Annotated in this window: 25 protein-coding genes and 1 tRNA gene; 14 read left to right on the forward strand and 12 right to left on the reverse strand. The window is 65.9% G+C overall.

The genetic code is table 11. From position 1 onward, the window contains the following. Window position 1 precedes the first annotated feature (1 nt). Together ACV7JP_RS18800 and ACV7JP_RS18805 are read right to left on the reverse strand one after the other, a co-directional pair. Entirely contained in the window at window positions 2-919 is a 918-nt protein-coding gene (locus ACV7JP_RS18800) for an amino acid--[acyl-carrier-protein] ligase (RefSeq protein ID WP_457797168.1), read from the reverse strand. 20 nt (window positions 920-939) lie between these two features. Then, entirely contained in the window at window positions 940-2,136 is a 1,197-nt protein-coding gene (locus tag ACV7JP_RS18805) for an acyl-CoA dehydrogenase family protein (RefSeq protein WP_457797169.1), read from the reverse strand. Between the two features lie 230 nt (window positions 2,137-2,366). Between ACV7JP_RS18805 and ACV7JP_RS18810 the strand changes: the two genes are divergently transcribed. Next, window positions 2,367-2,615 carry a phosphopantetheine-binding protein gene (locus ACV7JP_RS18810; RefSeq protein WP_457797170.1) on the forward strand — a complete coding sequence of 83 codons (249 nt, stop codon included), beginning with the start codon at window positions 2,367-2,369 and terminating at the stop codon, window positions 2,613-2,615. Between the two features lie 223 nt (window positions 2,616-2,838). Here the strand turns inward: ACV7JP_RS18810 and ACV7JP_RS18815 are convergent, their stop codons facing one another. Together ACV7JP_RS18815 and ACV7JP_RS18820 are read right to left on the reverse strand one after the other, a co-directional pair. Beyond that, window positions 2,839-3,786, reverse strand: coding sequence for a homoserine O-acetyltransferase/O-succinyltransferase family protein (locus ACV7JP_RS18815; RefSeq protein ID WP_457797171.1), 948 nt, complete (start codon window positions 3,784-3,786; stop codon window positions 2,839-2,841). After that, window positions 3,783-5,096 carry an O-acetylhomoserine aminocarboxypropyltransferase/cysteine synthase family protein gene (locus ACV7JP_RS18820; protein ID WP_457797172.1) on the reverse strand — a complete coding sequence of 438 codons (1,314 nt, stop codon included), beginning with the start codon at window positions 5,094-5,096 and terminating at the stop codon, window positions 3,783-3,785. The genes ACV7JP_RS18815 and ACV7JP_RS18820 overlap by 4 nt, the downstream gene beginning before the upstream one ends. Window positions 5,097-5,329: 233 nt before the next feature. Between ACV7JP_RS18820 and ACV7JP_RS18825 the strand changes: the two genes are divergently transcribed. Further along, entirely contained in the window at window positions 5,330-7,102 is a 1,773-nt protein-coding gene (locus ACV7JP_RS18825) for a long-chain-acyl-CoA synthetase (protein ID WP_457799120.1), read from the forward strand. A 28-nt stretch (window positions 7,103-7,130) separates the two neighbouring features. Next, window positions 7,131-8,297: an amidase gene (locus ACV7JP_RS18830; protein WP_457797173.1), complete on the forward strand. Its 1,167-nt coding sequence runs from the start codon at window positions 7,131-7,133 to the stop codon at window positions 8,295-8,297. A gap of 555 nt (window positions 8,298-8,852) precedes the next feature. On the opposite strand, the gene ACV7JP_RS18835 is transcribed toward ACV7JP_RS18830, so the two are convergent. Beyond that, window positions 8,853-9,314: a VOC family protein gene (locus ACV7JP_RS18835; protein ID WP_457797174.1), complete on the reverse strand. Its 462-nt coding sequence runs from the start codon at window positions 9,312-9,314 to the stop codon at window positions 8,853-8,855. 57 nt (window positions 9,315-9,371) lie between these two features. On the opposite strand from ACV7JP_RS18835, the gene ACV7JP_RS18840 reads away from it, so the two are divergent. The 4 genes from ACV7JP_RS18840 to ACV7JP_RS18855 all read left to right on the forward strand — a co-directional run bounded on the left by ACV7JP_RS18840 (window position 9,372) and on the right by ACV7JP_RS18855 (window position 11,478). Then, entirely contained in the window at window positions 9,372-9,812 is a 441-nt protein-coding gene (locus ACV7JP_RS18840) for a MarR family winged helix-turn-helix transcriptional regulator (RefSeq protein WP_457797175.1), read from the forward strand. Window positions 9,813-9,834: 22 nt separating this feature from the next. Beyond that, a complete protein-coding gene (locus ACV7JP_RS18845; protein WP_457797176.1) occupies window positions 9,835-10,329 on the forward strand; it encodes a VOC family protein in 495 nt (164 codons plus the stop codon). 183 nt (window positions 10,330-10,512) lie between these two features. Further along, entirely contained in the window at window positions 10,513-11,217 is a 705-nt protein-coding gene (locus ACV7JP_RS18850) for an RDD family protein (protein ID WP_457797177.1), read from the forward strand. Between the two features lie 132 nt (window positions 11,218-11,349). Beyond that, on the forward strand, window positions 11,350-11,478 hold the full coding sequence (locus ACV7JP_RS18855; RefSeq protein WP_457797178.1) for a hypothetical protein: 129 nt from the start codon (window positions 11,350-11,352) through the stop codon (window positions 11,476-11,478). A 19-nt stretch (window positions 11,479-11,497) separates the two neighbouring features. On the opposite strand, the gene ACV7JP_RS18860 is transcribed toward ACV7JP_RS18855, so the two are convergent. Next, window positions 11,498-12,148 carry an FABP family protein gene (locus ACV7JP_RS18860; protein ID WP_457797179.1) on the reverse strand — a complete coding sequence of 217 codons (651 nt, stop codon included), beginning with the start codon at window positions 12,146-12,148 and terminating at the stop codon, window positions 11,498-11,500. A gap of 276 nt (window positions 12,149-12,424) precedes the next feature. Here ACV7JP_RS18860 and ACV7JP_RS18865 point away from each other — a divergent pair, with 276 nt between their 5' ends. The 4 genes from ACV7JP_RS18865 to ACV7JP_RS18880 all read left to right on the forward strand — a co-directional run bounded on the left by ACV7JP_RS18865 (window position 12,425) and on the right by ACV7JP_RS18880 (window position 15,305). Then, window positions 12,425-12,907 (forward strand): DUF2948 family protein, encoded by a 483-nt coding sequence (locus ACV7JP_RS18865; protein ID WP_457797180.1) that lies wholly within the window; start codon window positions 12,425-12,427, stop codon window positions 12,905-12,907. A 178-nt stretch (window positions 12,908-13,085) separates the two neighbouring features. Next, entirely contained in the window at window positions 13,086-14,387 is a 1,302-nt protein-coding gene (hisD, locus tag ACV7JP_RS18870; protein ID WP_457797181.1) for a histidinol dehydrogenase, read from the forward strand. Then, entirely contained in the window at window positions 14,344-14,868 is a 525-nt protein-coding gene (locus ACV7JP_RS18875; RefSeq protein ID WP_457797182.1) for a UPF0262 family protein, read from the forward strand. Before hisD ends, ACV7JP_RS18875 begins: the two co-directional genes overlap by 44 nt. A gap of 5 nt (window positions 14,869-14,873) precedes the next feature. Continuing rightward, window positions 14,874-15,305, forward strand: a complete 432-nt coding sequence (locus ACV7JP_RS18880) for an arsenate-mycothiol transferase ArsC (protein WP_457797183.1) — start codon at window positions 14,874-14,876, stop codon at window positions 15,303-15,305. 322 nt (window positions 15,306-15,627) lie between these two features. On the opposite strand, the gene ACV7JP_RS18885 is transcribed toward ACV7JP_RS18880, so the two are convergent. Next, on the reverse strand, window positions 15,628-16,923 hold the full coding sequence (locus ACV7JP_RS18885; RefSeq protein WP_457797184.1) for an adenylosuccinate synthase: 1,296 nt from the start codon (window positions 16,921-16,923) through the stop codon (window positions 15,628-15,630). A gap of 174 nt (window positions 16,924-17,097) precedes the next feature. On the opposite strand from ACV7JP_RS18885, the gene ACV7JP_RS18890 reads away from it, so the two are divergent. Continuing rightward, window positions 17,098-17,583 (forward strand): YgaP family membrane protein, encoded by a 486-nt coding sequence (locus tag ACV7JP_RS18890; protein WP_457797185.1) that lies wholly within the window; start codon window positions 17,098-17,100, stop codon window positions 17,581-17,583. Between the two features lie 135 nt (window positions 17,584-17,718). Further along, window positions 17,719-18,447, forward strand: coding sequence for a sensor histidine kinase (locus ACV7JP_RS18895; protein WP_457797186.1), 729 nt, complete (start codon window positions 17,719-17,721; stop codon window positions 18,445-18,447). Window positions 18,448-18,473: 26 nt separating this feature from the next. Here the strand turns inward: ACV7JP_RS18895 and ACV7JP_RS18900 are convergent, their stop codons facing one another. Beyond that, window positions 18,474-18,710, reverse strand: a complete 237-nt coding sequence (locus tag ACV7JP_RS18900; RefSeq protein ID WP_457797187.1) for a GDCCVxC domain-containing (seleno)protein — start codon at window positions 18,708-18,710, stop codon at window positions 18,474-18,476. Further along, window positions 18,710-19,141 carry a mercury transporter MerT gene (locus ACV7JP_RS18905; RefSeq protein ID WP_457797188.1) on the reverse strand — a complete coding sequence of 144 codons (432 nt, stop codon included), beginning with the start codon at window positions 19,139-19,141 and terminating at the stop codon, window positions 18,710-18,712. Before ACV7JP_RS18905 ends, ACV7JP_RS18900 begins: the two co-directional genes overlap by 1 nt. 79 nt (window positions 19,142-19,220) lie before the next feature. On the opposite strand from ACV7JP_RS18905, the gene ACV7JP_RS18910 reads away from it, so the two are divergent. Continuing rightward, on the forward strand, window positions 19,221-19,631 hold the full coding sequence (locus tag ACV7JP_RS18910; protein WP_457797189.1) for a MerR family transcriptional regulator: 411 nt from the start codon (window positions 19,221-19,223) through the stop codon (window positions 19,629-19,631). A gap of 9 nt (window positions 19,632-19,640) precedes the next feature. On the opposite strand, the gene ACV7JP_RS18915 is transcribed toward ACV7JP_RS18910, so the two are convergent. From ACV7JP_RS18915 to ACV7JP_RS18925, 3 genes are all read right to left on the reverse strand, one after another. After that, window positions 19,641-20,522, reverse strand: coding sequence for a DUF1259 domain-containing protein (locus tag ACV7JP_RS18915; protein WP_457797190.1), 882 nt, complete (start codon window positions 20,520-20,522; stop codon window positions 19,641-19,643). 22 nt (window positions 20,523-20,544) lie between these two features. Further along, window positions 20,545-21,933: a chromate efflux transporter gene (gene chrA / locus ACV7JP_RS18920; RefSeq protein WP_457797191.1), complete on the reverse strand. Its 1,389-nt coding sequence runs from the start codon at window positions 21,931-21,933 to the stop codon at window positions 20,545-20,547. 234 nt (window positions 21,934-22,167) lie between these two features. Continuing rightward, window positions 22,168-22,242: transfer RNA gene (locus ACV7JP_RS18925), tRNA-Val, on the reverse strand. Window positions 22,243-22,425 lie beyond the last annotated feature (183 nt).

A 22,425-nucleotide genomic window follows, 5' to 3' on the forward strand; every position in this document is an offset into this window, starting at 1 on the left:
CTCAATCCAAACGAAGAACTTCCAGAACGCCTCGCGGCCAGGCCTCGGTTTCGAGGCCATGCGTCGCGAAGAGCGCGAGCGTGAGCCTGTCGACGCCGAAGGCGACGCAGCCGGAATGCGCAAGCTCGCCGCTTTCGTCCATTAGACCCCAGGTCTTACCGAAGTGTTCGCGATGGTAGTTAAAGCTCATGCAAGCCGTCGGCGCGCCTTCCGCGCGCACTGGTATCAGCAGTTCGAACTTCAGCGCCTGCTCGATCTGGTTCGCCGCCATCAATTGGCCGACGCGGCCGAAGAAAGGATCGCTCGCGCGATCGAAATGATAAGGGAGCTGCAGCGACTCCGCGATCGACTGCGCGCGCTGCATCCATTGTTCGCGGAAAGTCGCGATCTGCGCCGGCGCGCCGATGCGCACATATTCGCGCATGCGAAACGACTGCAGGCGGTCGAGATTCGTCGACGGCTCATGCCGGAAGCAATCCGCCGCGACGTCGAAGGTCAGACCCTCCGCCGGCACGGCGCCCTTCCCGGCCGCGATGGGATAGACGGGATAGCAGGCCGCGGGGCTCAGCACGAGATCCGCGGAGGTCGTTTCCTCGGTCCAATCCGCGCCCTGCCTCGCGCGATCGACGGCGGCGGCGACGTCGGCCTCCGTTCCATGAAGCGCGCAGACGCAGCCCAGAAGCTGCGGGAAGCTATTCAGATAGCCCTGCTTCTCGAGCTGCCGCAGACTCATCACCGGCGGGAAGCGGAAGATTTCGGCGTCCTCGGGCCGATGTTTGGAAATCAGCCGCTGCAACGCGTCGACGACCTCCTCATATTGGCGCGTGCGCGCATAGACGCCGTCGACGCCCATCGGGCGAAAGAGATGGTCGAGGATCTTTTCGTCCGCGACCGGCTTTGTCTGCGTTGCCGTTTCCATCGACCCTTCTCCTTCCCCGCTCACCGCGCCTTGACGATCGTCTCCGGAACGCCGCCGATGAGGCAGGACATCGCGACATTGTTGAGGATGCGATTGTTGTTGATCATGATCGACGACGACAGAATGTCGCGCAGCGGACGTGAGACGCTGAACTCGCTGTCGTTGCGGTAACCCGCGATTCCGCAGGCCTGGAAAGCGAGCATCACCGTCGAGATCGCAATGTCCGACGCGCTGACCTTCAAAAGGTTGAGCGACGTCTGGAAGGCGATCTCGTCGAGCGCGTCGGGAGCGGCCGCGCGGGCGAGATAATCCGCCACAGCGGAATCGACGAGATTGACGAGCGTCATCAGCGAAAGCGACGCCTGCGTGGCGTAGGGCGCGCCCGGCGGCAGATTGCCCTTCTGCGCCCGCGACACCTTGCGGATGAAGCCCTGCGCGCGCTCCACGGCTCCGGCGGCGACGCCCGCCCAGCAGGCGGCCCATAGAATATGCGTCACCGGCACCATGCTGCGCCGATGAATCTTGTCATAGGGCTCGGGCAGCGCCTGCTCGGCCTCGCCGCTCGCGAGCAGGCGGAAGCCCTCGCTGCACGTGCCGCGCATGCCCATCACGTCCCATTTGACGGTGCGTTCGAGCTGGTAATCTTCCTTGAAGAAGAGCGCCAGCGCCTGGTCGCTCGAAAGCGATTCCGGCGAGCGGCGCGCGGTCGTCACGATCGCGTCCGCGGCGGCGCCGTAGGAGACGACCGACGCGTCGCGGTCGAGCGAGATGCGATCGCCCTCGCGCATGATCGCCGACGCGCTGGAGCGGACATTCGCGCCGTTCTGCCCCTCCGTCGTCGATGAGGCGAGCAGCATCTGCTCGTCCCCGATGCGGCGCAGATAGGAGGCGTAGCGCGCTCCCTTGTCGCCGTGATGCAGAACGCAAGCGACATTCGCCATATGCATGGCGTAGATCATCGCCGTCGACGAGCAGACGCGGCCCAGCGCGTAGCAGACTTGCGCCGCGTCCGCGACCGAGCGGTCTTCGCCGCCATAGGCGCGCGGAAGAATAATGCCGAGAAGGCGCTGCGCCTTCAACTCGTCGAACGCTTCCTTCGGAAAGCGCGCCTCCTGATCGACCGCGCCGGCGAACCGCGCCGCCACCTCGGCGACAGCCGCAATTCTGGTCGAGAAATCGTCCTCGCACGCGAACCTGCTGCGAGCATCGATCGTCACGAAGTTTTCCGCCATCGACATAATGCGCCTCGCTTGGCTTGTTTCCGTTCGTCTGTATCCGAGGCGAAGTTAGGCTCACGATCGCAATTAATCCATGTTCTTTCGAAAATTGTCGAAGTAAAGGTTAACCCCTACAATTGTAATTTAATTCGCGGACATTTCTTTACTGGCTCCGTCTAAAATTCTAACCGTTGGATCACATTCGTGTCGCGACATATTGGAGATAGACCGTGGACGCCTCAACGCTTCAGACGACCGCCCGCATCAACGCGATCGTCGGCCAATTCATCGCTGCTCAGGAAAAGGTGGCGCATAATCAGGACCTTCAGGAGCTCGGCCTGACGTCGATGCAGATGGTCAATTTGATGCTGTCGATCGAAGCCGAGTTCGATCTCACCATCCCGAGCTCGAAGCTGGTTCCCGCGAATTTTCGCACGATCGAAAATATCGAAGCCCTGCTTCGCGATCTCGCGCATTAGCGCAATGCGCCGCGCATGCGATCCGGCAGTGCGCGAAAGCTGCTGACAAAGCCATGGCGACGCCCCTCATGCTTCGAGACGCCCGCTGCGCAGGCTCCTCAGCATGAGGGGGCTTTTGAGTCTGGGTGAAACGCTCAGGCCTCATCCTGAGGAGCGAGCGAAGCTCGCGTCTCGAAGGACGAGGCCGCCTAGGTTCGCCCACAATTCGGCGAAGCTGATTTTTTCAAGCGCTGTCGCGCAGGGCTTCCGCCCTTTGGGAGACGACGTTCAGCCAATTTCGGTAGAGCCGCAACGTGTCGGCGGCCCAGATCTTTCGGCAATCCTCCCCGGATAATATATTTGTCAGCTCGCTTTCAGCGTCGCCGCAATCGCCCGCCGCGACGCGATCGCGCAGCGCGTCGAGCTCTTGCGCCGTCGCGGCGCTGAAATAGTTTTCAGGCTGATCGGGATAGCCGCTTCTTTCGCCGGAAAGGCGCCGCAGAACGTCACGGCGATATTCCTTCAGCAGCGTGTCGGCGTCATATTCGGGATGTCCTTGCAGGAAGACGAAGAGGCTCGGCTCCTCGCGCCAATACATGTCGACGCCGACCTCGTCGGAATAGGAGGCTATTCGGAAGCCCTGTTTTTCCAGCTCCTTGCGGGGCAGATCGTTGTAGCGCGAATGCGGCGTCAGCGATGCGGGCGCCTCCGCCTTCCCGCTCCAATGCTCGCCGGCGCGTGAGAAAGAATAGACGCCGCTGATCTTCTTCGGCATGCGACGGCGTTCGACGCCGGCGAGATGCAGGGTCGCCGCATGCGCCGCGAGGCATGACCAGATCGTCGAGTGCGTATGCGCGCGCGCCCAGTCGACCAGCGTCTGCATTTGCGGCCAATAGGGCTCGTGATCCAGCCGCGCGGCGCGCGGCTCGCAGCCCGTCACGATGAGCGCGTCGGCGCCGCGACGGTAGAGCGCCTCGATATCCTCGTGGCTTCTTTCGAGATAGCGCCGCGCGACGTCGCCGCGCTCGAGCCCCGGCAGCCAATAGCAGCGCCAACGGATCTCCCGCCCGTCCGCCCCGGCGCGAACCAGGCGCGCAAATTGCGCCTGCGTCGCGGACAAGGCCTGGTCCGGCATATTGTTGACGAGCGCGACATCCAGCGCGTCGCCGGGCCGGCGGGCGAGTCCAGTCATTGCGGGGCCTCCGCGAGGGTGGGGTTGCGCATGGCGTTGGTCGCCGCGGTCAGCGCGCGGTCCAGATCCTCGATAATGTCGTCAATATGCTCGATGCCCACGCTGATCCGCAGCATCTCGGGCGTGACGCCGGCCTTCGCCTGCTCCTGCGGCGACATCTGGCGATGCGTCGTCGAGGCCGGATGGCAGGCGAGCGACTTGGCGTCGCCGATATTGACGAGCCGCTTGACGATCTTCAGCGAGTCGTAGGCGCGCTTGCCCGCCTCCAATCCGCCCTTGACGCCGAAGGTCAGGAGCGACGGCACGCGGCCGTCGAGATATTTTTGCGCCAGCGCGTAATAGGGACTCTCGGGAAAGCCCGCATAATTGACCCATGCGACGCGCGGATCGTCGCGCAGGAATTCCGCCACCTTGCGCGCATTCTCCACGTGGCGCTCGACGCGCAGCGCGACGGTCTCCAGCCCCTGCAACAGCAGGAAGGCGTTGAGCGGCGCCAGAACCGCGCCGGTCGTGCGCTGATACACGCTGCGCGCGCGGGCGATGTAAGCGCTCTCGCCGAAGCGATCCACATAGACGAGGCCGTGATAGGAAACGTCCGGCTCGTTGAAGGTCGGGAAGCGCGCCGGATAATCGCGCCAGGGGAATTTGCCGCCGTCCACGATGACGCCGCCAAGCGTCGCGCCGTGGCCGCCCATGAATTTCGTCATGGAGTGCACGACGATGTCCGCGCCATGCTCGATCGGCCGCCAGAGAATCGGCGTCGCCACCGTATTGTCGACGATGAGCGGAACGCCATGCGCATGCGCCATGTCGGCGAGCGCGCGCATGTCGCAGATGTTTCCGGCCGGATTGCCGACGCTCTCGCAGAAGACGGCCTTGGTGTCGGCGTCCATCGCCGCCGCCATATCGGCCGGAGAGTCGCTCGCCGCAAAGCGCGCCTTCACGCCCTGGCGCGCCATCACATGCTGGAGCAGCGTGTGCGTCGTGCCGTAAAGCATCGGCGCCGAAACGATATTGCCGCCGCTGTCGGCGACGTTGGCGAAGGCGTAATAGAGCGCCGCCTGCCCTGTCGAGACGGCGAGCGCGCCGACGCCGCCTTCAAGCTGCGCCACGCGGCGCTCGAGCACGGCGACGGTCGGATTGGCGATGCGGCTGTAGCGGAAGCCCTCCTCCTCGAGATCGAACAGCGCCGCCGCGTGATCCGCGCTGTCGAATTCGTAAGCGACCGTCTGATAGATCGGCACGGCGACGGCGCGCGTGGCCGGATCGCCCTCATAGCCGCCATGGACCGCGATCGTTTCGTTACGCATGTGATTTGCCTCCCGCGGCGGCGCCGCCGTGGCCCGCATCGCCAGGGAGCATGAGGCGGGATGCGGATAAATCGTCTAAACATTTAAGCGGCTTTCGCGGGCGCCGCGACGAAAAGCGCATCGTAACCCTAACGAAGCGGCATTCTTTCCTTCAGATTTTCTGGGGATTATTGGATATGATTGAAGCTAGGCGCATTTGGCGCGCGGCGCCCATTTCGGACGGTGACAAGACCATGACGCCCCAGGGCGCGACTCTCCATAATCCGGCGCCGGCGGCGGGCCGCTCGGTCAATAAGGACTGGCTGCGCGCGCTGAAGCTCACCGCGTCGATCGGCGAGAATCCGCTTCGCACGCTTCCCATCGCTCTCGAGGAAGTCGCGCAAGCGCGCGGCGATGCGCCGGCCATTCTCTCCGAGCGCGGCGGCTTCACCTTTCGTGAGCTTGCCGAGCGGGCGCGCCGCTATGCGCGCTGGGGCCTCGCTCAGGGACTCGCAAAGGGCGACGCGGTCGCCTTGGCGATGGAGAGCCGGCCCGACTATGTCGCCATATGGCTCGGCCTCACGCGGATCGGCGTCGTCGTCGCGCTGATCAACAATAATCTCGCCGGACCGGCGCTCGCCCACTGCATCCGGATTGCGGCGCCGCGCGCCGTTCTCGTCTCGCCCGCTTTCGCCGAAAATTGCGCGCCCGCCGCGCGGGAATGCGGCGCGCGCCTCGTCATTTGCGGCGACGCGCTGGAAGAGGAGCTTTCAGCGCTTTCGGCCGCGCCGCTCCAAGACGACGAAGAATCGCGGCCGACCGTCGCAGATCACGCGCTCTACATCTACACCTCCGGCACCACCGGCCTGCCCAAGGCGGCAATCGTATCGCATAGGCGCGTGCTCAATTGGGCGCTGTGGTTCTGCGGGCTCATCGACGTCACGCCCGGCGACCGCATGTATAACTGCCTGCCGCTTTACCATTCCGTCGGCGGCGTCGTCGCGATCTTTGCGCCGCTGCTCGGCGGCGGCTCGGTGGCGCTGCGCGAGCGCTTTTCGGCGAGCGCCTTCTGGAGCGACGTCGTCAAATATGACTGCACCTTGTTTCAATATATCGGCGAGCTCTGCCGCTATCTCGCCAACGCGCCCGCAAGCGCCGCCGAAAAGAAGCACCGGCTGCGCATGGCGGTCGGCAATGGGCTGCGGCCGGAGGTCTGGCCCGTCTTCGAGCAGCGTTTCGCCATTCCGCGCATTCTCGAATTCTACGCGGCGACCGAGAGCAATTTCTCGCTCTACAATGTCGAGGGCGAGCCCGGCGCCATCGGCCGGATTCCCGGCTTTCTCGCCGCGAGTCAGGTCGTGCGGATTATCAGATACGAGCCGGAGAACGATGCGCCCGCGCGGGGCGCCGACGGCTTCTGCATCGCCTGCGGCGCCGACGAGGCGGGCGAGGCCATTGCGCGCATCGCCGGCGATTTCGAGGGCTATCTCGATCGCGCGGCCTCCGAGAAGAAGATTCTGCGCAACGTCTTCAAGCCGGGCGACGCCTGGATGCGCAGCGGCGATCTGATGCGCAAGGATGCGCGCGGCTTCTTCTATTTCGTCGACCGCGTCGGCGACACTTTCCGATGGAAGGGCGAGAATGTGGCGACGGCGGAAGTCGCCCAGGCCATCGCCGCTTTTCCGGGCGTCCTGGACGTGAATGTCTATGGCGTCGAGATTCCCGGGCGCGACGGCCGCGCGGGCATGGCGGCCGTCGTCGCGGGCGAAGGCTTCGATCTCGACGGCCTGTACTCCCACCTTGCGGCGCAACTGCCGGCCTATGCGCGCCCGCTCTTCCTGCGTCTGTCGCAAGGTCTCGAGATCACGGAGACCTTCAAGCACCGCAAGCGCGAGCTTGCGGCCGAGGGCTTCGATCCGCGCGGGATCGCCGACCCTGTCTTTTTTGGGTCTTCCGAGCGTTCTATATATGCCGCCTTGGATTTGGCGCTTTATGAGAAAATTCTCGCCGGCGCCGTATCTTTGTAGGCGGCAGCAGCGCGAGAGGTTTGCCCCGATGAAAGTCGATGTCGGCGCATTGACGGTCGTCCTCAACGAAGGCGTCGACGGCCCCGGTCCCCTTTCCGGCGCAAGCTTCGTCGTGAAGGAAAATATCGACGTCAAGGGTCAGGCGACGACCAACGGCCATCCTCAATGGGCGTCCACCCATCCGCCGGCGCAGGCCAACGCATCCGTCGTCGACAGGCTGCTGGCGGCCGGCGCGCGCCTCGTCGGCAAAACCCATATGGACGAGATGGCCTATAGCCTTCTCGGCGCCAATCCGCATTTCGGCACGCCGATCAATCCGGCGGCGCAGGATCGCCATCCGGGGGGCTCGTCCTCCGGCTCCGCCGTCGCCGTCGCCGCCGGCCTCGTCAATTTCGCCATCGGCACGGACACGGCGGGCTCCTGCCGCGCGCCGGCGGCCTTTTGCGGCGTCTTCGGATTTCGCTCCTCGCACGGAGCCGTCCCCATTGACGGCGTCGTGCCGCTGGCGCCCTCTCTCGATGTCATCGGCTGGTTCGCACGAGACCTCTCGCGAATGGCGGCCGTAGGCGGCGTGCTGCTGCCGGAGGATTCCGGCGCCGGCGAATATAATCACGCGGTGCTGCTGAGCGACGGCTTTCGCGGCGTCGAAACGGAATTCGCCGCCGCCGCGGCGCCGGCGGTCGACCTGCTGAAGAGCGGACCGTGGCGCGAGGGCCGGCTCGACGACGACTTCTTCAAGACCGCGCTCGCGCATTTCCGCAATCTTCAGGCGCATGAGGCTTGGGCGTCGCATGGCGCCTGGATCACGGCGAACCATCCGACCTTCGGCAAGGGCGTCGAAGAGCGCTTCGCCATCGCTTCCAAGGTGACCCCGGATCAGAAGAAGGCGGCGATCGCCTTCGGCGAGGAGGCCGGGAAGCGCGTCGACGCGCTGCTCGGCGAGGACGGCTTCCTCGTCATGCCGACGACGCCGTTCCGCGCGCCGCTCCTCAATGAGAGCGAGGAGCAGCTCGACGCGAAGCGCTATCAGATGATGCGGCTCTTCCTCATCGCGAGCTATTTCGGCCTGCCGCAGATCAGCCTGCCGCTGCCGACGAGCGACGCGCCGGTGGCCCTCTCCTTCGTGGGACGGCGCGGAACGGACCGCAAGCTCATCGCGCTGGCGCAGCGTTTTTGTGGGAAGATGAAGAAGTAACGCGGGCCTTCATTCAGAACGCTGATCCCGAGCCCGCCCCGCTTTGCGGGGAGAGGGTTGGAGTGAGGGGCGAGCCGTATCGCGAGCGGCTGCCGCGATCAACATGACGCATCCGACATTGGCGGAGCGGTCCGGCGAACCCCACCCGGCGGTCTTCGACCGCCGACCTCCCCGTAAAGGGGAGGTTGGGGGCGGCGGCTAAAGATCGGGAATTGTTGCTCGCCACAGATTACGAGGATTATCGCTATCGCCCCCTCTCCCCGTTTCCACGCACGGCTGTCCGGGGAAAGTTAGGCATAGGCGAAACTCATCTGGTTTGGGGCGGATCTGTCGCATTTTCGGCTTGGATTGACGGGGGCGACTTGTCGATGGCGGCGATGCAGCGGCGTTCGCACAGGCATTGCACGATGAGGTCGAGGAAGCGCAGCGAGGGGATCGTGACGGCGCCCCTGCGTGGCGAAGCGGACGCATCAGGGAGGATATTTGCAGCCTGGGGATAAGTTTCCGGTCCGGATCGCGCGCATCATGCGCGGGCGCAAGGCTGCGCCGCCTCGGTCACTCCCCGCGAAACGCTTTCTCCAGCGCCGCGACGTCGAGCTTCACCATGCCCATCATGGCTTGCATGGCGCGGGCGGCGGCGGCGCGGTCGGGGTCGGTGAGCAGGCGGGGCAGGGCCTCGGGCACGATCTGCCAGGAGAGGCCGAAGCGATCCTTCAGCCAGCCGCAGTGGTTTTCCGCGCCGCCATCCGCGAGCAGCGCGCCCCAGAGCCGGTCGGTCTCCTCCTGATCCCTGGTCGTCACAGAGATGGAGACGGCGTCGTTGAGCGTGACGTAATCGCCCATGTTCAGCGCCTGATAGGGCGTCCCCGCGAGCGTGAACAGGGCCGTCAGCGCCGGCCCGTCCGGTTCCGGGCGGAAGGCGGTTTCGAATTCGGAGCCGGGAATGAGCGACACGTAGAAGCGCGCCGCTTCCTCCGCCTGATCCCGGAAAGCGAGGCAGGTTCTCACTTTATGCATATGCCGCTCCTTCGGCTGGACAAGCCCCATAAATGTTGGTATCAACATAAATAAGCCATGTCAAAGACGCTGCCCGTCGAGGTCGTTCATGAGGTTCGCGACGCCTGCCTTTGCCTCGCGACGCAGCGGGCCGCGCGCCTGCTTGCGCGGCGCTTCGACCGCGCCTTCGCGCCGGTCGGGCTCACCAATGGGCAGTTCTCGCTGATGATGGCGTTGAGCGCCCCGCTGGCGCCGACGGTCGGCAAGCTCGCCGACTTCCTCGCGATGGACCGCACGACATTGACGGCGGCGTTGAAGTCGCTGGAGCGGCGCGGGCTCGTGAGCGTCGCCGCCGGCGAGAAGGACAGGCGTACGCGCCGCCTGTCCCTGACCGAAGCGGGGCGCGGGACGCTGGCGGCGGCCGTCCCCATATGGCGGGCGACGCATGCGGCGCTGGACAGAGAACTCGCGCAGGGCGACGCCGAGGCCCTGCGCGCTTCGCTCCGCAAGATCGGCTGAGGTCAACCAGGGAGAGGCCGCCATGGGCGAGAATGTGAAACCGGTTCCCGAGGGCATGCATACGCTGACGCCGCATATCGTCTGCGCCGGCGCCGCCGAGGCGATCGGATTCTACAAGAAGGCTTTCGGCGCGACGGAATTGATGCGCATGCCCGGGCCGGACGGCAAGCTGATGCACGCCGCGGTGAAGATCGGCGACTCCACGCTGATGCTCGTCGACGAAATGCCGCAATGGGGCGCGCTCGGCCCCAAGGCGCTGAAGGGCTCCTCCGTCACTCTTCACCTCGCCGTGCCCAATGTCGACGAGGTCTTCGCGCAGGCCCTCGCCGCCGGCGCCACGGTGAAAATGCCGGTGGCCGACATGTTCTGGGGCGACCGCTACGGAATCGTCGTCGATCCTTTCGGGCATGAATGGTCGATCGCGACGCATATTCGCGACATGACGCCGGAAGAGATCGCCGCCGCCGGGCGGGAGGCGATGCAGCAGGGCTGCGCGGAGGCGCCGAAAGCCGGGTGAGTTTCCTGGGGCGGTCGATACGGGCCGGCGCGATCCGGCCCCGCTTTCCTTCGAGGCTCCCTCCCGCGCGGTTCGCGCGTCGCGCCTTGGCGCTTGTTGGCCGGCCGGGCCTGCATTAGCTTTTCCGGAAATCGGTTCAGGCGCGGCTCCGGCCGCGCCCGCTCCCCATCCGGAGACATTGAAATGTCCGACCTTCCGACGCAGGACGATGCGCAGGCGCCTCGTCCGCTCGACGAACAGTTCTACGTCCGGCTCGACTCGGAGATCGTCGGGCCGATATCCGGCTTCCAACTCGTCAAGATGATCGAAACGGGCAGAGCGACCGCGCGGACGAACGTGATGCGGCTCGGCGAGGAGTGGACCGAGCTCGCCAGGATCCCGCTATTTTCGAGCTGCTTCCCGGCGGCTTTGGCGGTCGGGCCGTCCACGGCCCCGCAAGCGGCTCGGGCTTACGAATATGCAGGCTTCTTCCCCCGGCTGGGCGCCTATGTCATCGACTATTTGGCCATGGCCGCGATTATCTTCGCGATCGCCGTCATGGTCGGCGTCCTGCTGGCCGTGGCCACGGGAAGGACCGAAGACCCGCTGAGCGACGAAACCTGGAACGTCATCGGCGCGATTCTGGGCCTGATCGTCGGCCTGGCCTATTACGGCTATTTCACCGCCGGCCCTTGGCAAGCCACGCCGGGCAAGCGCGCGCTCGGCATTTATGTGATCCGCGCCGATGGCGAGCGGATCGGCTGGGGCGTCGCGACGGGGCGCTATCTGGCCTATTTCCTGTCGGCGATCCTGCTTTTCTATGGCTTCCTGATGATCCTTTGGGACGACGAGAAGAGAGGCCTTCACGACATCGTCTGCAAAACGCGGGTGGTGAAGGGGGCGCTGTAGGCGCACTCGTCATTGCGAGCGAAGCGAAGCCATCCAGAGCCGTGACGGCGCTCTGGATGGCTTCGTCGGCTGCGCCTCCTCGCAATGACGGACGGCGGCCATATGCGTGATCGGCGGCGGGGAAACGCTCTTATGACTACCCGACCGCGCCGTCATTGCGAGCGGAGCGAAGCAATCCAGGGCCTCGCCGCGGCTCTGGATTGCTTCGTCGCTTCGCTCCTCGCAATGACGGGGGCGGCCGATTACGCCGCGTCCTTCTGATAATCCTTCGCCGAGAATTTTATCGCCGCGTCGCCGGCGCCAGAGGGTTGAGCGCGGCGTCTCCGACCTTCACGAGCGTGTTGCTGTCGCGGTGCTGGAAAGGCGTCTCGCCATTCACCATCAGCGTCGTGATTTCGTCATAGGACCAGGTCCCGTCGCCGTTGATCGTGACCTTGATGCGATATTCGTCGGTGCGGAAGGCCTCTTCCAGAAAGGGATTGGAGCAGACGCCGTAGGTGGTGAGCCCTCGCGTCGCGACGAGCTCGAATTCCCTGGCGTCGGGCGTCGCCCTGCCGGCCGCCATCGCGGTCTGCCCGCGCGGAATGGCGAGCGTCTGGATGATGACGCCCGTCGCGGGCTCCCACAGCCAATAGCCGATCTGGTCGTGATAGGTCTCCGTCTCGCCCGGCTTGACGACATGCTGGTGATAGCGCAGCCCGTAGAAGAGTTGCGGCCCGTTGGTCTGCGGATCGATAGGTTCGAGCGTGAAGCGTTCGATATAGGCCTGCGTCTCGGGGCCTTCGGCCTTGGGATTGACGTCCACGCCCTTCACGCCGCGCCAGACGCCGGCCATGGGACGCAAGGGGCCGAGATTTTTCAGCGTGTCGCTGTCGACGCCGGAGGGCTCCGTGTAAATGTCCCTGGCGTAGCCGGCGTAAATATCGGTCATCGTCATGTTCCTCGGTCGGGCAATGCTGGCCGCCGAATCAGGCCATAATTTCGACCGCTCGAAAAGACGAAAGAACAGGCTAAGGCGACGCGAGGTTTTATTGAATCGATCGCTCGCGCGTTCCCTCTTTCCGCTATTGGCGAAGGGCGAAAGCGCTATCGGCGCATTTATTTTGCGGGTGGGAGCCAAGCCGACCGCCAAGCCGTCAGGAGCGGCGCATCCCCGCACTTGCGTCCGCCAGCGCCTCTCGCCATATCGCGTGCAGGGAGGATCAGCATGGCCGTAACCCCGCTTGAGAATGCGCCCGCGCTGCGTCTGCATGCGCTCGACAGCGAAGATCTCGCGCTACTTTCCGCGCATCTGCAGGACGCGCTGGTGCGCGTCGGCGACATAACCTACCTCCCGGCCAAGCGCCGCTTCGCGCTCGTCGGCTCGCGCTTCGACTGGGCGGCGGAGATGGAGGGACGCCTCGAACGCTGCCGCTCGGGCCTGCATTTCGAAGGCGTGCAGCGGGTGCGATGCAACCGCGTCTCCCGCGATCAGCCCGACGCCATTCTCGATCTGCTCGCCGTGACCTTCGAGCCGGGGCCGGAGCCGCCGGGAGGCGTCATCCGCCTGACTTTCGCCGGCGGCGCGGCGATTTGTCTCGACGTGGAATGCGTCGAGGCGCAATTGACCGATATCGGCCCGCGCTGGAAGACCGCCGCGCGGCCGAGCCATGAGATTGCGAGCCTTGATCTGCGTCCTTCCGCGTCCTGAGCCCGCGAAGGCGGAGGAAAGGCGGGCGATCGGGTAATCCTCCCCGGCCGGACGGCCCCGCGCCCGCCGCTGGGGGCGCGTCGCGCATTTGCGGCCCGTTCGCACTCGCCGCGCGTCAAACTTGACGAAAGCGCTCGCGCAAGGCCATGACAGCCGGGCACCCCGGTTGGAGATGGAAATGACCCTGCGTTTGGACGCCGCCGCCCCTGATTTCGAGCAGCAGTTCGTGTCCCTGCTCGCCATGAAGCGGGAGTCCTCCCAGGACGTCGACACGACCGTCCGGGGCATCATCGAGGACGTGATCGCCCGGGGCGACGAGGCGCTGATCGATTATTCCAGGCGCTTCGACCGCATTGATCTCTCTCAAACCGGCATCGCCGTCTCGGCCGCCGAGGCAGCGGCGGCGGAAGCCAAATGCTCCGGGGAGCAGCTCGCCGCGCTCGATCTCGCGCTCGAGCGCATCGCCGCCTTCCACGAGAAGCAGAGGCCCGAGGATCTGCGCTATCGCGACGCGGCGGGCGTCGAGCTCGGCTGGCGCTGGTCGCCGCTCGATTCGGTCGGCCTCTATGTGCCGGGCGGCACGGCGGCCTATCCGTCCTCCGTCCTCATGAACGTCGTGCCGGCCAAGGTCGCCGGCGTGAAGCGCATCGTCATGGTCGTGCCGACGCCGGGCGGCCATGTCGAGCCTTTGGTGCTCGCCGCGGCCAAGCGCTCCGGCATTGACGAAATCTACCGCGTCGGCGGCGCCCAGGCCGTGGCGGCGCTGGCCTATGGAACCGCGACCATCGCGCCCGTCGCCAAGATCGTCGGTCCCGGCAACGCCTGGGTCGCGGCGGCCAAGCGCCGCGTCTTCGGCCAGGTCGGCATCGACATGATCGCCGGCCCGTCGGAAGTGCTGATCCTCGCCGACAAGACCGCCAACCCCGACTGGATCGCCGCCGACCTTTTGGCGCAGGCCGAGCATGACGAAAGCGCCCAGTCCGTCCTCATCACCGACAGCGCCGAGATCGCCGACGCGACGGTCGCCGCCGTCGAGCGCCATCTTTCGACGCTCTCCCGCGCGGAGATCGCCGGCAAGTCCTGGCGCGACTATGGCGCGGTGATCCTCGTCGAGAAGCTCTCCGACTCGCTGCCGCTCGCCGACCGCATCGCCGCCGAGCATCTGGAGATCATCAGCGAGGACGCCGAAGAGCTCGCGGCGCGCGTGTCCAACGCCGGCGCCATCTTCATCGGCGGCTATACGCCGGAAGCCGTCGGCGACTATGTCGGCGGCAGCAATCACGTTCTGCCGACGGCGCGCTCGGCGCGCTTCTCCTCCGGCTTGAACGTGCTCGACTTCGTGAAGCGCACCTCCATCCTGAAATGCGACGCGGCCTCGCTGCGCGCCATCGGCGCGGCGGCGGTGACGCTCGGCGAGGCGGAGGGCCTCACGGCGCATGCCCGCTCGGTCTCCATCCGCCTCAATTCGATCGGGGCGTAGCGTGGACGCTGGCGCGCAGAATCGCCTGATCTCGGTCACGCTCGACGAGAACTCGATCGGGCGCGGCTCGGCGGATCAGGAGCATGAGCGCGCCATCGCGGTCTACGATCTGATCGAGGAGAACAGCTTCGCGCTTGTGGGCCATAATGGCGGGCCTTACGCGCTGTGCATTTCGCTGATGGACGCGAAGCTCGTCTTCGACATACGCGATCCCCACGGCGCGAGCGTGGTCACCCACATTCTGTCGCTCACGCCTTTCAAGCGCATTCTCAAAGATTACTTCATGATCTGCGACGCCTATTACGCCGCGATCCGCACCGCGACGCCGAGCCGGATCGAGGCGATCGACATGGGGCGCCGCGGCTTGCATAATGAAGGGGCGCATCTTTTGGCCGAGCGGCTGAAAGGCAAGATCGAGACCGACACCGACACGGCGCGGCGGCTCTTCACGCTGATCACGGCCCTGCACTGGAAGGGGTGACGGCGATGGGCGACCGCCCGCAATCCGTCCTCTTCGCCTGCACGCTGAACACGGTGCGCTCGCCCATGGCGGAAGCGATCGCGCGCCATTATTTCGGCCGCGAGATCTACTTCGCTTCTGCCGGCATCAAGCGCGGCGAGCCCGATCCTTTCGCCGCCGTGGCGATGGAGGAGATCGGCGTCGACATGTCGCGCCACAAGCCGCACACATTCGAGGACCTCGAGGACTCCAACTTCGACCTCATCGTCACGCTTTCGCCGGAAGCGCATCACAAGGCGCTGGAGTTCACGCGCACAATGGCGGTCGACGTCGTCTATTGGCCGACGCCGGACGCCACGGTGCGGCAGGGATCGCGCGAGGCGATCCTCGCCGGCTATCGCGAGGTGAGGGACCGGCTGACGATGCGGATCAAGCAGTTCCTCGCGCCGAGGAGGTGAGGCGCCGCCGCCACGCTCTCCGCTTGCGAGGAGAGGGCAAAGTGAGAGGCGAAGGGCGTCGCGCGAGATGCGTCGTTGTCTCCTGCTCCTGGCCTGGCGTCGTGAGCACAGCCCGCCCTGCGGCTTTGCCCCTCACCCTCCCCTCTCCCCGTTTTCACGGGGAGAGGGGAGAGGGAAGCGGCGCCGTTCGGAATCACGACCCGGCCACATCCACAGTCCTGGAAGGAAGGCGACCTCCCTCCCCCCACGAAGTGGCGGGGAGGGATCGTGGGTGGGGGGCGGCGCCGTGATGAGAATGAATCAGGCAAGCACGCCGCGCCCATCAATCCTGGAAAGGATTATGCACCAGGATGGTGTCGTCGCGCTCCGGGCTGGTGGAGAGCAGCGCGACGGGCGCGCCGATCAGCTCCTCGATGCGGCGAACATATTTGATCGCCTGCGCCGGCAGTTCGGCCCAGCTCCGCGCGCCGCTCGTCGTCTCGTTCCAGCCGGGGAAGCTCTCATAGACGGGCGTCACCCGCGCCTGCGCCGATTGCGAGGCCGGCAGGCGGTCGATGCGCTTGCCGTCGAGCATGTAATGCGTGCAGATCTTAATCTCGTCGAAGCCGTCGAGAATGTCGAGCTTGGTCAGCGCGACGCCGTTGATGCCGGAGGTCTTGACGGCCTGGCGCGTCAGCACGGCGTCGAACCAGCCGCAGCGGCGCCGCCGGCCCGTATTGGTGCCGAATTCATGGCCGCGATCCCCGATCAGCTCGCCGGTCGCGTCGTTTAGCTCCGTCGGGAACGGCCCGCCGCCCACGCGCGTCGTATAGGCCTTGGCGATGCCCAGCACATAGCCGATCGCGCCGGGCCCGAGCCCTGAGCCGCTCGCGGCCGACGCCGCCACCGTGTTGGAGGACGTCACATAAGGATAGGTGCCGTGATCGACGTCGAGCAGCACGCCCTGCGCGCCCTCGAAAAGAATGCGCTTGCCGGCGCGGCGCTGCTCGTCCAGCAGGTCCCAGACGGCGTCCATGAAGGGCAGGATCTTCGGCGCGACCGAGAGCAGTTCCTCGCGCAGCGCGGCCGGCGAAACCTCCGGCAGGCCGAGGCCCCGGCGCAGCGGATTGTGATGGGCGAGGACGCGCGCGATCTTGTCGTCGAGCGTATCCGGCTCGGCGAGGTCCATCAGGCGGATGGAGCGGCGGCCGACCTTGTCCTCATAAGCGGGGCCGATGCCGCGCTTGGTGGTGCCGATCTTGGCCCCGCCGCCCGCGCCCTCCTCGCGATGGGCGTCGAGCTCGCGGTGAAGCGAGAGAATGAGCGGCGCATTTTCGGCCACCTTGAAATTAGCGGGCGTGATCTCGACGCCCTGCTCCCGCAGCCGGTCGATCTCGCCGACAAGGAAGTGAGGATCGATCACGACGCCATTGCCGACGACCGAAAGCTTGCCCGGCCGCACAATGCCCGAGGGCAGCAGCGCGAGCTTGTAGGTCTTGCCGTCGATGACGAGCGTGTGGCCGGCATTGTGGCCGCCCTGGAAGCGCACGACCACGTCCGCCTCCAGCGACAGCCAGTCGACGATCTTGCCCTTGCCCTCGTCGCCCCATTGGGCGCCGATCACCGCCACATTCGCCATGATCTTGTCTTCGCGCTTCAAAAAACGGCAAAAGCCCCGCGCGGTAACGCGAAGGGCTCGTTACCGGCGGGGTTTAGCGCAGGACGCCCTCGCGGTAAAGAGCCGCGCGGCCTCGGGGACCGGAACTTCCGGGCGGCCCGCCGGTTGCCGGTTGGCAGGAGAGAGGCCTCCCCGATGACCGCAGCCGAATTGACCGAACGGACAGCCGACCGGGTCCAGCTTCACACATCCGACGCCGTCAACAGCATGATCCACGAGGAGATGCTGGAGCGGCTCGTCTATTTCGCGCTTCATCCCGGCAAGATCGGAGAAAGGCTGGCGGAGCTCGACCGCGAATGGGATATCGAGCGCGCGCTGGAGGCCAACGCCGCCTCGTTCGCGCTTGTCGGGCTCACGCTCGGGCTCGCCTCCGACCGCCGTTGGCTGGCTCTTCCCGCCTTCGTGGCCGGCTTCCTGCTCCAGCACGCCGTGCAGGGCTGGTGTCCGCCTCTGCCCATGCTGCGGCGGCTCGGCTTCCGCACGAGCCATGAGATCGATCAGGAGCGCTACGCGCTCAAGGCCCTGCGCGGCGATTTTCAGCAGGTGGAGAAAGCCATGGCCCGGCTGCAGGAGACGTTGCAGGGACAGAGTCTCCAAAGCCGCGCTTGCTTGACGCCCTGATTGTGTTGCTAATGACGCAGCGGCGCGGCGACGGAAGACACCGCCTTGAACAGCAACGTAACGAACATCCTCCATCGCGGGGAGCGCTCTCGCGCGAATGAACCGCCCCCGTCGGGAAGAGATCGCGCCGAGCTTTTGACCGAGGCCCGGAGCCGGCAGCTTCACGCGGACCGCGTCGCCGTCATCGCCGAGATGGCGACCGCCTTGGCGCATGAGCTCAGCCAGCCCTTGACGGCCGCGACGAGCTATTTGCGGGCGGCGCAGCGCCTCATGCGGATGCCTAAGGAAAGACGTCCGGCAAGTCTCGAAACGGCGCTGGACCGCGCGGCCGAGCAGGCGCTGCGCGCCGGCAAGCTCCTCGGACACATTCGGGAATTCGTGTCGCGCGGCGAATTCGACAAGACGCTCTGGAGCCTCCACGACCTCATTCAAGACGCCTTTACGCTGGCCAATGAGAGCGCGCGGCAACTGCATATCGACGTCGCCTTCGAATTTCACGCGGGGAAACATCTTGTCGTCGCGGACAAGATTCAGATCGAGCAAGCGATCGTCAATCTCAGCCGCAACGCCATATCGGCCATGCATGGCGCCGCCTCGCGCCGGCTCACCATCGCGACCTCCTGCGCCGGCGATAATATCCAGGTCGACGTGACCGACACCGGCGCCGGATTTTGCGACGAGGCGATGGCGGCGTTCGTCGAGCCCTTCGTCGCCTTCAGGGCGAGAGGGCTCGATGTCGGCTTGTCGATCTCGCGTTCGATCATCGAGGCGCATGACGGACGAATCTGGATGCGTCCCAATCCGGGCGGCGGGTCGATCGTCAGCTTCACGCTGCCGCTCGCCGAAGTCGACGAGCTAAGCTGATACGCGTCGGCGAAGGCCGCGGGCGCTCAGGACGGGGCGGCTCCTGAACAACAGCCCTTCGCTCCTTCGGGCTTTCGCGCTTCCTGCATCGGCGGACATGGAACGTCGCCGTAAGAGCAGAATACGCAGCAATCGCCGGGCCTGGGCCTCAACAGCGTCCCGCAGCCCTTGCATTCATAGAAGAACTGGCAGGCGTCCGTCGGCATCGTCTCGGTCGATTGATGGCCGCATGACGGGCAGGCGATCGTCGAGAGGAGTCGCATCACCGCCCCGCGAACAGTTTCAGCAGCACGGGGTCGATATAGCTCCAACCCGCCGCCGTCGCGGCGACAAGCGAAGCGCACAGAAGCAGCGCCGGCGTCGCCCATGACCGCTCCGCCAAAGCGCAGGCCGAACCGGGCGCGCAAGCGGCCGGCCGCTGTCGCCGCCACGCGACCCACCCCGCGACGATAGCGAAGGCGGCGACAGACAGAAGCGGAATGCGCCACGCGGCGACCGCCTCGAGGCCGCCGAGGGCGCCCGCGCCCGCTCCCAGGGCGGCGAGCCCCAGCGGGATGACGCAGCATGAAGACGCGACCACCGCGCCGAGGCCGGCCGCCAGCCCGGCGGCCGCCAACCATCTTGGCGCGGCGGGCGTGAAATCGGGCGGCGCGACGGCTTGCGGCGCCTCATGTGCTGCGTGGTTGATCGTCATGGCTCGCCTTTCCTCTGCGGATCGGGCTACCATGCGCCCCGTAGGGGCTACGGGTTCAAGCGGAAAATCGGGCGCCATCATGCGCGGCGTTTTGACCATCGGAAAATTGGCGGCGGCGGCGGGCGTCAATCTCGAAACGGTGCGCTATTACGAGCGCATCAAGCTCATGCCGCCGCCCGCGCGAACAACGAGCGGCCATCGCGCCTATGAGGCGGGACACGTGCGGCGGCTGGCCTTTATCCGCCGGGCGCGAGAGCTCGGATTCAGCATCGGGGACATCCGCGCCCTGCTTGCGCTCGCCGAACCGTCCCGCGCCTCCTGCGCGGAGGCGAACGGGATTGCGCGGACGCATCTCGACGAGGTGCGGGCGAAGCTCGCCGATCTCGCCAGATTGGAGCGTCTCTTGGCCGAGACCGTCGCCCGATGCGCCGACGAGGCGGCTCCGTCATGTCCTGTGCTCGACATGCTCGGGGAGCTACAGGAGACATGATCGGGCGCGTCAGCTTCTAGCCGCGACATGCACGGCGTCGAGGCCCGCCCGCAGCGCGCGCGCCAGCTTCACGGCGTCGTCGTTCGCCCAGAAATGCACGAAGAACAGTCTCGGCTCGTCATCGAGCATGTGGTTGTGCAACGCCGTCACCTCGACGCCGTTCGATTGAAGCGCCTTCAGCAAGGGCCCGACTTCTCTCGCCTCGGCGACGAAGTCCCCGGCGATCGCCGCCTTGCCGTCGCCCGTGGACTGGAAGTTGACGGCGTTCGCGACGCCCATCGCCGGGGCCACCACAGCGCCGCCGGCCTTCAACTGGTTGGCCCTCGGAATGCTGAACTGATAGACGCCGCCATTGTTCTTGCCCTGGAATCCGAGGACTTCCTCGACTTGCGCGGCGTCGAAGCCGAGCTTCGGCGTTTCGGCGACGGAAGCCTCGAAAGGCGTTTTCGTTTCAGCCAGGGCTTCCCGGACGGCTTTGGCCAGTCTCACCGGATCGCCATGCCCGCCGACATGCATGTAGAAGGTCGCGGGGCTTGCGCGCAGAAGGTGGTTGTGGACGGCCGTCACCTCGATCCCGTTGGCGAGCAGCGACCGCATGACCGGGTTGACCTCGTTCTCGGTCAGGACCAAGTCGCCCATCATCATCGCCGCCTCGCGCCCGCTCGGCTCGAAGGCGATCCAGCCGCCGAGGGCGAGACCCGGCCGGACGCCGACCCCGTCGACCGTCACGCGAAGATCGCCGCGCGGCAGGCCGTATCTGTGCACGGCTCCCGATATTACGGGCTTTTTGCCGATCGCGGCGTCGACTAGCGGCCAATCCGTTTCCGCGACAGCGGCCGGAGCGGAAAAAAGCAGCGCAGCTGCGGCAAAAGTGCCGAACGCCGTTTTCATGAATTGTCCTTTCTGCTGCATGTTAGAGCGCCCCGGCGAGGAACAGGCTTATCCCCGCCACGCAAGAGCCCGCCAGGGTCTGGAGAATCCCGACCCGAAACCTGAAGATCGCAATCGCGGCGGCGACCGAGAGAGCCAAGCTTCGGAAGTCCACGCTTGCGAGAACCGGCGCGTCGAGGGAGAGCCCATAGGCGTCGACGGCGACGGTCTCACGAAAGATGGCGTGGACGCCAAACCAGACGGCGAGATTCAGGATAACGCCGACCACAGCGGCGGCGATGGCGGCCAGCGCGCCGGACAGAGCCTTATTGGCGCGGACTTTTTCGATGTAGGGCGCGCCGACGAATATCCAGAGAAAGCACGGCGCGAAGGTGACCCAGATCGCGAGAAGGCCGCCAAGCGCGCCGGCAAGGAGCGGCGGCAGGCCGCCCGGCGAGCGGAACGCCGCCATGAAACCCACGAACTGCAAGACCATGATGAGGGGGCCCGGCGTCGTTTCAGCCATGCCGAGGCCGTCGAGCATTTCCGCAGGCGAGAGCCAGTGATAGCTGTCGACCGCCCGCTGCGCGACATAGGCGAGAGCCGCATAGGCTCCGCCGAAGGTCACGACCGCCATTTTGCTGAAGAACACGGCGATCTGCGAGAAGACGTCGCCGGGTCCGGCGATAATGAGAATCGCGCCGACGGGAGTCAGCCAGACCGCGAGCCAGATCAGACCGACGCGCAGCGCCCCTTTTGCTGAGGGCCTCGCATGAGCGGGCGTGTCGTGGCCGAGCAGGCTCTCGCCGTCCTCATGCGCCGGCCCCTGTCCGGCCGTCGCGAAGGCGGGACTCCCTCTCGCCGCGCCGACATATCCTATCAGCGCCGCCGCCAGTATGATGACGGGGAACGGCGCGGCGAAAAAGAAAATGCCGACAAAGGACGCGGCGGCCAGAAGGCGCATCCGCGGCGTCTTGAGGCCGCGCTTGCCGATCCGGACGACCGCCTCGACGACAATGGCGAGAACCGCCGCCTTCAGCCCGAAGAACAGGCCGGAGACGATTCCCGCATTTCCCCAGAGCGCATAGATGACGCTGAGCGCCATGATCGAGACGGCGCCGGGGAGAATAAATAGCCCGCCCGCGATGAGGCCGCCGACAGTGCGGTGCATCAGCCAGCCGATATAGGCGGCGAGCTGCTGCGCTTCAGGGCCTGGCAGCAGCATGCAGTAGTTGAGGGCGTGCAGGAAGCGGCTTTCCGACAGCCATTTCATTTCATCGACGATGATCCGGTGCATCGCCGCGATCTGTCCCGCCGGCCCGCCGAAGCTCAGCAAGGCGACGCGCGCCCAAACACGGGCAGCTTGCGCCAGCGACACGCCGTGATCGCGGGCGGCGGCTTTGTCGGGAGAGATCGAGCTGTATGACGACATGATGCGCCCTTGGTGGAAAACCGGACGCGATTCTTGGGCATGTCGCCTCGTGGGGAGATCGCTTCCCCATGAGGGCGAGAAGATGGCTTTTTGCCGCGGAAGTCAAGCCGCCTGCTTGTTCGCGGAGCCTCCGGACGGCCGCGCCGCCGTCCCGCTCGACAGGCGTTTGGCGAGGCGACGCAGCAGAAGGACGGGCCGCGACGAGCATTCTGTTCCGGGAGTGCTTGATTTAGATGGTGGGCGCGACAGGGATTGAACCTGTGACCCCTACGATGTCAACGTAGTGCTCTCCCGCTGAGCTACGCGCCCCCTTCCGGGGTTCCGCCGTGGCGGCGGCTCGGGTGGCGTGTGTATAGTGTCGGACGCGGCAGCGCGCAAGCGGCTTTGTCGCGAAATTTTTTCGCCTGCGGCAATCCGCGCGGGCGCGCGCCTAAGTCCCGCACAGATTGACAAAACGTAAATATTTTCCTTCCGCCGGACGAAAGATTTGTG

This window comes from Methylocystis sp. S23, assembly GCF_054106005.1.

Excerpts from the sequence above, each read along its gene's own strand:
- ACV7JP_RS18825 (WP_457799120.1), top strand. The coding sequence starts at position 5,330 with ATGACGCCCCAGGGCGCGACTCTCCATAATCCGGCGCCGGCGGCGGGC.
- ACV7JP_RS18800 (WP_457797168.1), bottom strand. The coding sequence starts at position 919 with ATGGAAACGGCAACGCAGACAAAGCCGGTCGCGGACGAAAAGATCCTC.
- ACV7JP_RS18910 (WP_457797189.1), top strand. The coding sequence starts at position 19,221 with ATGCGCGGCGTTTTGACCATCGGAAAATTGGCGGCGGCGGCGGGCGTC.
- ACV7JP_RS18875 (WP_457797182.1), top strand. The coding sequence starts at position 14,344 with ATGCCCGCTCGGTCTCCATCCGCCTCAATTCGATCGGGGCGTAGCGTG.
- ACV7JP_RS18880 (WP_457797183.1), top strand. The coding sequence starts at position 14,874 with ATGGGCGACCGCCCGCAATCCGTCCTCTTCGCCTGCACGCTGAACACG.
- ACV7JP_RS18840 (WP_457797175.1), top strand. The coding sequence starts at position 9,372 with ATGTCAAAGACGCTGCCCGTCGAGGTCGTTCATGAGGTTCGCGACGCC.
- ACV7JP_RS18890 (WP_457797185.1), top strand. The coding sequence starts at position 17,098 with ATGACCGCAGCCGAATTGACCGAACGGACAGCCGACCGGGTCCAGCTT.
- ACV7JP_RS18835 (WP_457797174.1), bottom strand. The coding sequence starts at position 9,314 with ATGCATAAAGTGAGAACCTGCCTCGCTTTCCGGGATCAGGCGGAGGAA.
- ACV7JP_RS18860 (WP_457797179.1), bottom strand. The coding sequence starts at position 12,148 with ATGACCGATATTTACGCCGGCTACGCCAGGGACATTTACACGGAGCCC.
- ACV7JP_RS18850 (WP_457797177.1), top strand. The coding sequence starts at position 10,513 with ATGTCCGACCTTCCGACGCAGGACGATGCGCAGGCGCCTCGTCCGCTC.
- ACV7JP_RS18865 (WP_457797180.1), top strand. The coding sequence starts at position 12,425 with ATGGCCGTAACCCCGCTTGAGAATGCGCCCGCGCTGCGTCTGCATGCG.
- ACV7JP_RS18845 (WP_457797176.1), top strand. The coding sequence starts at position 9,835 with ATGGGCGAGAATGTGAAACCGGTTCCCGAGGGCATGCATACGCTGACG.
- ACV7JP_RS18915 (WP_457797190.1), bottom strand. The coding sequence starts at position 20,522 with ATGAAAACGGCGTTCGGCACTTTTGCCGCAGCTGCGCTGCTTTTTTCC.
- ACV7JP_RS18900 (WP_457797187.1), bottom strand. The coding sequence starts at position 18,710 with ATGCGACTCCTCTCGACGATCGCCTGCCCGTCATGCGGCCATCAATCG.
- hisD (WP_457797181.1), top strand. The coding sequence starts at position 13,086 with ATGACCCTGCGTTTGGACGCCGCCGCCCCTGATTTCGAGCAGCAGTTC.
- ACV7JP_RS18815 (WP_457797171.1), bottom strand. The coding sequence starts at position 3,786 with ATGACTGGACTCGCCCGCCGGCCCGGCGACGCGCTGGATGTCGCGCTC.
- chrA (WP_457797191.1), bottom strand. The coding sequence starts at position 21,933 with ATGTCGTCATACAGCTCGATCTCTCCCGACAAAGCCGCCGCCCGCGAT.
- ACV7JP_RS18830 (WP_457797173.1), top strand. The coding sequence starts at position 7,131 with ATGAAAGTCGATGTCGGCGCATTGACGGTCGTCCTCAACGAAGGCGTC.
- ACV7JP_RS18885 (WP_457797184.1), bottom strand. The coding sequence starts at position 16,923 with ATGGCGAATGTGGCGGTGATCGGCGCCCAATGGGGCGACGAGGGCAAG.
- ACV7JP_RS18820 (WP_457797172.1), bottom strand. The coding sequence starts at position 5,096 with ATGCGTAACGAAACGATCGCGGTCCATGGCGGCTATGAGGGCGATCCG.
- ACV7JP_RS18905 (WP_457797188.1), bottom strand. The coding sequence starts at position 19,141 with ATGACGATCAACCACGCAGCACATGAGGCGCCGCAAGCCGTCGCGCCG.
- ACV7JP_RS18855 (WP_457797178.1), top strand. The coding sequence starts at position 11,350 with ATGACTACCCGACCGCGCCGTCATTGCGAGCGGAGCGAAGCAATCCAG.